Here is an 8,831-nt window from a genome sequence, read left to right on the forward strand (position 1 = left end):
AACCTCCGCGCCACGCACGCGGCCACCCCGGGCGCGCCGCCCGGGGATCGTGGGCTGCTGGGGTACAGGGGGGCCGCCGCGTCGACCGAGGGAAGGGGTCGAGGAGAGGCCGACCGAGGAGGCCGACCGAGGAGATCGACACGAGGAGGTCGAAGGGAGGCAGGTCGAACCTAACCGCGCCCGAACCGAGGGGTCAAGGTCGGGTGTCAACCGTTGGATCGATGTGCCCCATCGCCTGCCCGCCTACCTTCACCCGATGACCGGACCCGCCGGTCGGAGCGGAGGCAGCGGATGGCCAGGACACTCATCACCGGTGGCAACGTACTGACCCTCGATCCGTCCGCGCCGGACGCCGAGGCGCTGGTGGTGGAGGCGGGGCGGGTGCTCGCCACCGGCGGCGCCCGCGACATGGCGAGCCTCGCCGGCCGGGGCGCGCGGACGATGGACGTCGCCGGGGCGACCGTGCTGCCCGGTCTGATCGACACCCACCCGCACGTGCTGCACTTCGGTGGCCTGGCGGCGGGCCTGGTCGACCTGACCGACGCCGTCGACCACGCCGACATCGTGGCGCGGATCCGCGAGCACGCGGCACACACGCCCCCGGGCGAGTGGATCATGTGCACGCCGGTCGGGGAACCGCACTACTTCGTCCGGCGCTCGTCGGCCGACCTCGCCGAACGGCGCCTGCCCGACCGGCACACCCTGGACGCGGCGACCGCCGACCACCCGGTGCTGATCCAGGCCTGGGCGCCGCGCATGCCGAACGTGGTGGCGTTCAACAGCGCGGGACTGCGCGCCGTCGGGCTGAGCGCCTTCCTGCCCGACCGGGTCTGCGACGTCGAAATCGACAAGGACGACAACGGCGAACTCACCGGCATCCTGCGCGGGCCGGTCACCAACTACTACACGTACGACCCGTTCTGGTCCCAGATCCTGACCAAGCTGCCCCCGCTCGACCCCGCCCGCGCCGTGCAGGGCACCCTCGACGAGATGGCCCGGTTCACCGCGCACGGGGTGACCACGGTGTACGAGGGTCACGCGATGGAACCCGAACACATCGAGGTATACCGGCACTTGCGCGCCCAGGGCCGGCTCACCTTCCGGGTCCTGGCCGCGCCCGACATCGAGTCGGTCATCTTCACCCCGTTCGAGCCGCTGAGCACGGCCGAATTCGGGGCCCGTCTGGAGCGACTGACCGCACAACCCTACGAGCGCGACGACGAGTTCCTGCGGATCGACGGCATCACGATGAGTCCGGGCGGCCCGTGCTTCTCCGGCTACTTCGCGACCCACGAGCCGTACACCGGCCCGTTCGGCTCGCCCACCCGGGGAGTTCGATTCCTGTCCCTGGAGAAGGAGGAACTCTTCGTCCGGTTCTGCGCCGAACGCGGGATCCGCGCGAACATGTGCCTGGGCGCGTTCCGCGAGCACGACGACTTCCTGGCGATCGCCGAACGTGTGGTCCGCGAACACGACTTCCGTGATCGGCACTGGATCCTGCAACACGCGATCACGATCACCCCCGACCAGGTCCGCCGCTACCGCGCGCTCGGATTCCAGGTCACCACGTCGGTCGGCTTCGCGTGGGGCAAGGGCCGGATGTACGGGGAGCGCATGGGCGAGCACGTGTGGCGTGATCTCGTCCCGCTGCGCCGACTGCTCGACGCGGGCCTGGACCTCGGCGGCGGCACCGACTGGGGACCGAAGAACCCGTGGGAGCAGATCAAACTGGCCCAGACACACGAGTTCGCCGGCTCCGGGCACCGTAACGCCGGTCCCGACCAGGTCCTCACCCGCGCCCAGGCACTGCGGATGTGGACCACCGGCGCCGCCCGGGTGCTGGACTGGCCGGACATCGGCGCCCTGGTACCCGGCCACCACGCGGACATCGCGATCGTCGACCGCGACCCCGCACGCTGCGACCTCGACGACCTCCCGGGTACCCGGGTGCTGCGCACCCTCCTCGGCGGACGCACCGTGCACGACAGCGGCGACCTCGCGGACGCCGGCGACGAACCCGAAACGGAGAACGGCCGATGACCGCACACGAGCAGGTACTCGCCCGAATCGACGACCTGCGCGACGAGTTGCTGGCCACCCTCGCCGCGGCCATTCGAATCCCGAGCGTCACGCCGACCTTCCCCGGCGAGGACTACGCCGACGTGGTCGGCGCCGAGGGCGCGGTCTCGCGCCTGCTGGCCGGTGTGTACACCGACGCCGGCGCCGAGGTCGACGTATTCGCGGTCGACCCCGGGCGGGACAACGCGGTCGGGGTGATCCGGGGTACCGGGGGCGGCCGTTCGTTGATCCTCAACGGTCACGTCGACGTCGTCCCGCCCGGCGACCCCGCCGCGTGGCGGTCCGGCGACCCGTTCGACGCGGCGATCGAGGACGGCTGGATCCACGGCCGCGGCTCGGCCGACATGAAGAGCGGCCTGGTCGCGCAGGCGTTCGCGGCCCGCGCCCTGCGCGAGGCCGGGGTGCGGCTGCGCGGCGACCTGATCCTCCAGGCCGTGGTCGGCGAGGAGAACCTCGAACACCACATGGGCACCTCCGCGGTGCTCGCGCGCGGCTACACCGCCGACGGCGCGATCGTGGCCGAACCCACGGGCGCAGCAAAGCCGTTGACCGTCATGGCCGCGACCCCCGGCGTGCTGGTGATGCAGGTCGACGTGGTCGGCAAAAGCGCCCACTCGTCCATGCGCGGACGCATGTTGCGCGGGCAGGGCACGCGGGACCCGATCGCGGTCAGCGCGATCGACCGGGGACTGGTGATCCACGAGGCCCTTCGGCGCCTCGAACACGACTGGGCGATCACGAAGTTCGACCCGCTCTTCGAACCCGGACAGTTCACCATCGCCCCCGGAGCCCTCGACGGCGGCGCCCGACACTCCCGCAGCGGCGCCTTCATTCCGGACCGAATGAGCATGGTCTACGCGGTGTTCCACCCGCCGGCCGAGGAACAGGACACGATCCGGGAGGAGATCGAGAGCCACATCGCGCACGTCGCCGCCACCGACCCATGGCTGCGCGAGCATCCGCCGGTGGTCACCTGGCAACTGTGCTACCCCGGATCGCGCGTGGACCCGACCCATCCGCTGTGCAACGTCGTGGCCGGCGCGCGCGAACTGGCCGGACACGACAGTCCGTACGCGGCCCGGCCCGGCATCGAGGCGTTCCCCTCCGCGACCGACTCCACCTGGCTCTGCCGCGCCGGCATCGCGACCGTGGGCCTGGGACCGGGTCGACTCGCCATGGCGCACGCCTACGACGAACGTTGCGCGATCGACGAGATCATCTGCGCGGCCCGTACCTACGCGCTCGCGGCGATCGACTGGTGCGGCGCGTGAGCGGGCCCGAACCGATCGCGCCCTACCTGGCCGTCGGACTGTCGACGATCGTGCACGGCATCGGCGCCCGCCGGCACATCACCCGCAACCTCGACACGATCGAGGACGCCATCCACGCCGCCGTCTCCACCATCGGGATCAACATGCCGGTCAAGCTGATCGCGCTCGCCGAGGGCGCGCTCACCGGCTTCACCGACGAGATCTTCGACCTCCCGCACGTCCGGGCCGCCCGGGACCTGTTCATCGACATCCCCGGCCCCGAGACCGACCGCCTCGCCGCCCTCGCCCGCCACTACGGCACCTACCTGGTCGTCCAGTGCAAGGCGCGCTGGCCCGAGATCGTCCCCGACCGCTACTTCAACGTGCTGTTCGTGATCTCCCCCGACGGCGAGATCGTGCACCGTGCCGCCAAGAACCACGTCTGGTGCCGCGAGCATTCGTGCACCCCGCACGACGTCTACGATCGCTGGGTCGAGGTGTTCGGCGACGGGATCGACGCCTTCTACCCCGTCCTGCGCACCCCGGACATCGGCAACATCGGCACGATCTGCTGCAGCGACGGCGAATACCCGGAGGCGGTAAGGGCGTTGGCGCTGGGCGGGGCCGAGGTGGTGTACCGACCCAGCGAGGCGGTGCCGATGACCCAGGCCGGCCCCGACCCCGGCGGCACGTGGCTTTTGCAGAACCGGGCCCACGCGCACTTCAACTCCCTGTACATGGTCTGCCCGAACGTCGGCCCGGTGTACGTGACTCCCGACGCCCGGCATCCGTACGACATCGGCGGTGGGCACTCGCACATCGTCGACCACCTCGGCGCCGTGATCGCACACACGGTCTCCGGCGCGAACAGTTTCGTCGCCGGCATCGTGGACATCGAGGCGCTGCGCCGATTCCGGGTGATGAACCTCAACTCCAACTGGCTGAAGGACCTGCGCACCGAACTCTTCCGCCGGATGTACGACCGCCCCGTGCACCCGGCCAATCTGTGGCTCGACCACGATCCGACGGGCCATGCCGACGTGGACGAGATCTATCGAGCCAACATCCGCCGCCTGATCGATCGCGGCGCCTACACGCCCCCCGCACACGCCTCGCCCGGGGCGCGGTACATCCCACCGCCCGGCGGCGACGACCCGGCGGCGATCCTGGACCGGTGGGCGGACGCGGACGGGTGAACCGCGGCCCGGTGAACCCGTGCGGCCGGCCGGCCGTGTAGGTGACGGAGACTCCAGGGCCCCGCCCACCGCCGGGCCCTGCGGAATCAGGAGGGGATCGACGATGGCGACAACTTCCACGCGGCTGACCCGGGGCGCACTGTTCGTGGCCGGGTTGGCCGCCGCCCTGCTGTCCGCCGGCGCGCCGGCGATGGCGAGCGGGACGGCGCTGTACTGCGGCGGGGGCATGGGCCCGACGGCCGACAGCGGTTCGGGCCGCGGTCGAGGACGCCCGGGAGTCGGCCCGCACGGACGGCCGCTACTCCTGCGAAGCGGCCGACGCGCCACAGGTCTTCGAGGTCTTCGACGACCCGTACCGCGGCCATGTCTTCTACGCGAGCGTGACGATGAACTGCGGTTAGCGGGTCTCGTGCCGAGGGGTCTCGGCGCCCCTCGGCGCTCGACAGCGGTTGACGTCCCGTCGGTCGGGCAGCGCGCCGATCCGCCCCTTGACCTTCGGTTCCTCGAGGTGTCGCCGGCTTTCGTCAGTGGTTCCTAGAGCAGGCCGCGGTCGCGGGCGTAGATCGCCGCGTGGGTGCGGTCGCGGAGGTTCAGCCGGGACAGGATCCGGGATATGTGGTTCTTGACGGTGCCTTCGCTGAGGAACAGGCGGCCGGCGATCTCGCGGTTGGTCGACCCGGTGGCGATCAGTCGCAGCACCTCGATCTCGCGCCCGGTCAGCACGTCGAGTGCGCGGCCCGGATCCGGACCGAGGCTCGGGTCCGGGCCCGGGTCCGGGTCGCGCGGCGGGGTCGGCCGCTCGGGCCGGGGCGCGGCCAGGCGTCGGGTGATCGAGGCGTCGAGTGGGGCGACGCCGGCGCGGGCCAGTCGGATCGCGGCGGCCAGTTGTGCCGAGGGCAGATTCTTGAGCAGGTAGCCGATCGCGCCCGCCCGCAGCGCCTCCGAGACGTACCGGTCGTCGTCGAACGTGGTCAGCATGATCACCCGGCACAGCGGCGCGCGTTCGCTCAGCAGCGCGACCGCGGTGACACCGTCCATCACCGGCATCCGGACGTCCATCAGGATCACGTCCGGATGCTCGGCACACGCGATGTCCACCGCCTGGCGGCCGTCCGGGACCGCGCCGATCACCGTGATGCCGGGCTGGATACCCAGCAGCGAGGCGATGCCCTCGCGCACCAGTTCCTGGTCGTCGACCACCAACACCCGTACCGGGTCCTCCTCGTGTCCGCTCACCGGCTCGACGCCCCGACACGCGCCGGTACGCGCGGCACCGTGACCGTGACCACGGTGCCCTGCCCGGGTGCGGCGTCGACCTCGACCCGGCCGCCGAGCAGGTCGACCCGTTCGCGCATCGCCCGCAGGCCGAAGCCGTCCGCGCTGTCGAGCGCACGATCGCCGAGGGTGGGACCGGGGACGAAGCCGCGCCCGTCGTCGGCGACCACCAGTCGTGCCTCGCGTTCGCCGTAGCGGGCGGACACCGCGACGTGCCCGGCGCCGGCGTGCCGGTGCGCGTTGGTCAGACCCTCCTGCGCCGCGCGATACAGCGCGGTGAGCGATTCGACGTGGTAACCGTGCTCCTCGCCGGCCACGTCCAGAGTCACCCGGGCGGGGCCGCCCTCGACGTGCCGAACCAGGTCCGCCAGCGCCGCGGACAACGAGAACGGTTCCCCCTCGTCCCGCAGCGCCCGTACCGACACCCGGACTTCGTCCAGTGCCCGGCTCGCCGACCAGCGTGCGTCGGCGAGTGCCCGTTCGGCGACGCGGGCGTCCAGGTCCCGAAACGCCGATGCCTTCTCCAACTGGATGGCGATCGCGGTCAGATGGTGGCCGAGGCCGTCGTGGAACTCGCGGGCCAGCCGGTTGCGTTCCTGGGCCACCGAAAGCCGCTCGACCCCGGCCGCGTAGTCGGCCAACCGCGCGTGCGAGTCGCGCAGTTCGCGCAGCGTGTCCTCCAGCCGGACCCGACCCGCCTGCTCGCCCACCGCGATCGAGGCCATCGCCACGGCGAGCACCAGGCCCAGGCCGGACATCAGCAGGTCGGTGACGATGTCGGTCCGCAGATACCACTCGGGCACCCACAGCACGTCGGCGAGCAGAATCACCGCCACGCACACCGTGCTCAGCGCCACGCCGACCCGCCGGCCGAAGGCGAAGTAGGCGGTGATCGGCACCAGGACGAACAGCGCCCGGGACACGCCGGAGCGGTCGAGCCCGGCCGCCGCCGCGAACAGCGCCAGTCGGCCGATCAGCAACAACACGGCCGGTCGAGGCGGGGTACGGACCGGGTGGCGGTAGACCTCCCGGCGATCCAGTGCGACCAGGAGCAGCAGACACCCGGCGAACCCGACCAGTCGCAGCGGCCGGATCGGGCCGGCCTCGATCACGCCGCCGTGGAGTCCGCCGATCAACACGACGGCGTAGACCGTGCTCGGCAGCCAGGACATCGGCCGGGACACCCCCGCGGTCGGGGCCGGCGGTGACGACGCGGTCATCTTGGTACCCCTGTTCGATCCCCGGTGCGGTGCGCCGAACGATACCCGCGGATGAAGCGCCCGGGACCGGTGCGGCCGGGGGCGTGCCGAACCTTGGCCGAAGGTCATGTGCCGTTCGGCGGCGCCGCCGCACACCCCGGGGCGGAGACCGATCGCGGTGTGGCCGGTCGGCATCTGTGGCCCGCTCCCCGGCCCTTCCTAGTCTCGGCACTGCCGAATCCGGCTCCCCACCCCATCCCACGAAGGGCAGTTCCTTGCTGAAGACCACCCGCCCACTGGCCGTCGCCGCCGCGCTGCTGCTGGCCACGACGCTGGGCTCGACGGCGGCGAGCGCGATACCCGAGTCCGATTCGATCGCCGCGGCGTCGGCGTGCCGAGTGCGCGTGCCCGGCGCGGAGCATGTGATCGGTGCCTGCCTGGCGGATCTGACCACGGCCGGCACCGTCGCCTCCGGACACACCGACCCGGAGGACTGGGCCGGCCTGGAGACGGCCGGCACGGTCGATCCGTCGGGCGTCCCGGGCGTGCAACTCGACGGCTACTTCCCGGACACCTCCACCACCAACACCAATCACCGGTGGAACCACGACAGCCAGTTCGTAATCCGGCTGCCGAGGAACTGGAACGGCGGCCTGGTCGTGGCCGGCCCGCCCGGCCTGCGCGAGCAGTACGCCAACGACCGGCTGATCTCCGACCACGTGCTCGCGCAAGGCTTCGCCTACGCGGCCACCGACAAGGGCAACACCGGGGAGCGGATCTACCGGGACGGCCGGCGTCCCGGCGATGCCATCGCCGAATGGCACGAGCGGGTGGCGCAGTTGACGGTCGCCGCCAAGCAGGTCGCCACGCGGCACTACGGTCGGCGGCCCGCGACCACGTTCATGGCCGGCGCCTCCGCGGCCGGCTACCTGGTGCGCTGGCAATTGGAGAACAACCCGGGCCTGTTCACCGGCGGCGTCGAATTGCACGGCCTGCTGCTCACGCCCGACGCGCCGAACATCCTGGACACGGCGCCGGCGGCGCTGCGCGCCTACCCGAAGTTCCGCGACCGGGTGCCCGGCGGCCTGGAGGAGATGCACGCGGCCAGCTACCCGGTCGGCTCCGAGCCGCTCTGGGGATTCCACTATCTGAACCTGTGGGACTCGCTCCAGCGCACCATGCGCGAGGAGCTCGACCCCGGGTACGACGGCCCGAAGGAGGCCGGCACGCCGTTCTGCCCGGCGAACACGATCAAGGGTTGCGACACCGACTACGTCTACGCCGATCGCCCGGCCGCCGTGCACAAAGCGATCGAACGGTTGTCGTCGACCGGACGGATCAAGCGTCCGCTGATCAGTCTCCAGGGCACGTTGGACGCGTTGTTGCCGATCACCAGGAGCGGTGACGTGTACGCGAGGATGGTCGACGACGCCGGTCGCGGCGACCTGCACCGCTACTACCGGGTCACCAACGGCACCCACGCGGACGGCCTGTACCGGGCCATGCCCGAGGTGATCCAGTCGATGTCCCCGTGCTTCGCCACGGCCTTCGACGCGCTGGCCGCCTGGACCCGGAACGGCACACCGCCGCCGCCGAGCCGCACCGTCCCGGCACCGCCGGAGGAGGCGGACCGGATCAATCGTTGCGGGTTGTGATCCACAGCGGGCGATGCCCAGCACCCACCAGGCCACCCGCGACCACGCCGAAGGCGGGTCGCGGGTGGCGGGCCGTCCGGGCGCGCGCAGTGCGCCGCCGCGCCCGGGGCCCCCACTGTGGAGTATACAAATCAGACGCTGCCGACGACAAAAGCAGTGTAGATATAGGTGGTCGGC

The 8,831-nt window shown here is 71.6% G+C and carries 6 protein-coding genes; 4 read left to right on the forward strand and 2 right to left on the reverse strand.

The window, feature by feature from the left end; genetic code table 11:
- Positions 1-291: 291 nt before the first annotated feature.
- From ACFXMF_RS44885 to ACFXMF_RS44895, 3 genes are read left to right on the forward strand one after another with little or no spacing between them, the layout of a single operon-like run.
- Complete coding sequence (locus ACFXMF_RS44885; RefSeq protein WP_379991391.1) at positions 292-2,040, forward strand: amidohydrolase; 1,749 nt, start codon at positions 292-294, stop codon at positions 2,038-2,040.
- Positions 2,037-3,350 carry an ArgE/DapE family deacylase gene (locus ACFXMF_RS44890; RefSeq protein WP_360308997.1) on the forward strand — a complete coding sequence of 438 codons (1,314 nt, stop codon included), beginning with the start codon at positions 2,037-2,039 and terminating at the stop codon, positions 3,348-3,350. Before ACFXMF_RS44885 ends, ACFXMF_RS44890 begins: the two co-directional genes overlap by 4 nt.
- On the forward strand, positions 3,347-4,525 hold the full coding sequence (locus tag ACFXMF_RS44895; RefSeq protein ID WP_360308998.1) for a nitrilase-related carbon-nitrogen hydrolase: 1,179 nt from the start codon (positions 3,347-3,349) through the stop codon (positions 4,523-4,525). The genes ACFXMF_RS44890 and ACFXMF_RS44895 overlap by 4 nt, the downstream gene beginning before the upstream one ends.
- A 534-nt stretch (positions 4,526-5,059) precedes the next feature.
- Here the strand turns inward: ACFXMF_RS44895 and ACFXMF_RS44900 are convergent.
- Positions 5,060-5,761, reverse strand: coding sequence for a response regulator (locus tag ACFXMF_RS44900; protein ID WP_379991390.1), 702 nt, complete (start codon positions 5,759-5,761; stop codon positions 5,060-5,062).
- A complete protein-coding gene (locus tag ACFXMF_RS44905; protein ID WP_379991389.1) occupies positions 5,758-7,020 on the reverse strand; it encodes a sensor histidine kinase in 1,263 nt (420 codons plus the stop codon). Before ACFXMF_RS44905 ends, ACFXMF_RS44900 begins: the two co-directional genes overlap by 4 nt.
- Positions 7,021-7,274: 254 nt before the next feature.
- Between ACFXMF_RS44905 and ACFXMF_RS44910 the strand changes: the two genes are divergently transcribed.
- Complete coding sequence (locus ACFXMF_RS44910) at positions 7,275-8,654, forward strand: tannase/feruloyl esterase family alpha/beta hydrolase (RefSeq protein WP_379991388.1); 1,380 nt, start codon at positions 7,275-7,277, stop codon at positions 8,652-8,654.
- The last annotated feature ends 177 nt before the right edge of the window (positions 8,655-8,831 follow it).

The sequence above is a fragment of the Embleya sp. NPDC059213 genome, assembly GCF_042754445.1.
Taxonomy (GTDB): Bacteria; Actinomycetota; Actinomycetes; order Streptomycetales; family Streptomycetaceae; genus Embleya.

Bases quoted from the DNA above. Each gene is read 5' to 3' on its own strand.
- ACFXMF_RS44890 (WP_360308997.1), top strand. From the start codon at position 2,037: ATGACCGCACACGAGCAGGTACTCGCCCGAATCGACGACCTGCGCGAC.
- ACFXMF_RS44905 (WP_379991389.1), bottom strand. From the start codon at position 7,020: ATGACCGCGTCGTCACCGCCGGCCCCGACCGCGGGGGTGTCCCGGCCG.
- ACFXMF_RS44885 (WP_379991391.1), top strand. From the start codon at position 292: ATGGCCAGGACACTCATCACCGGTGGCAACGTACTGACCCTCGATCCG.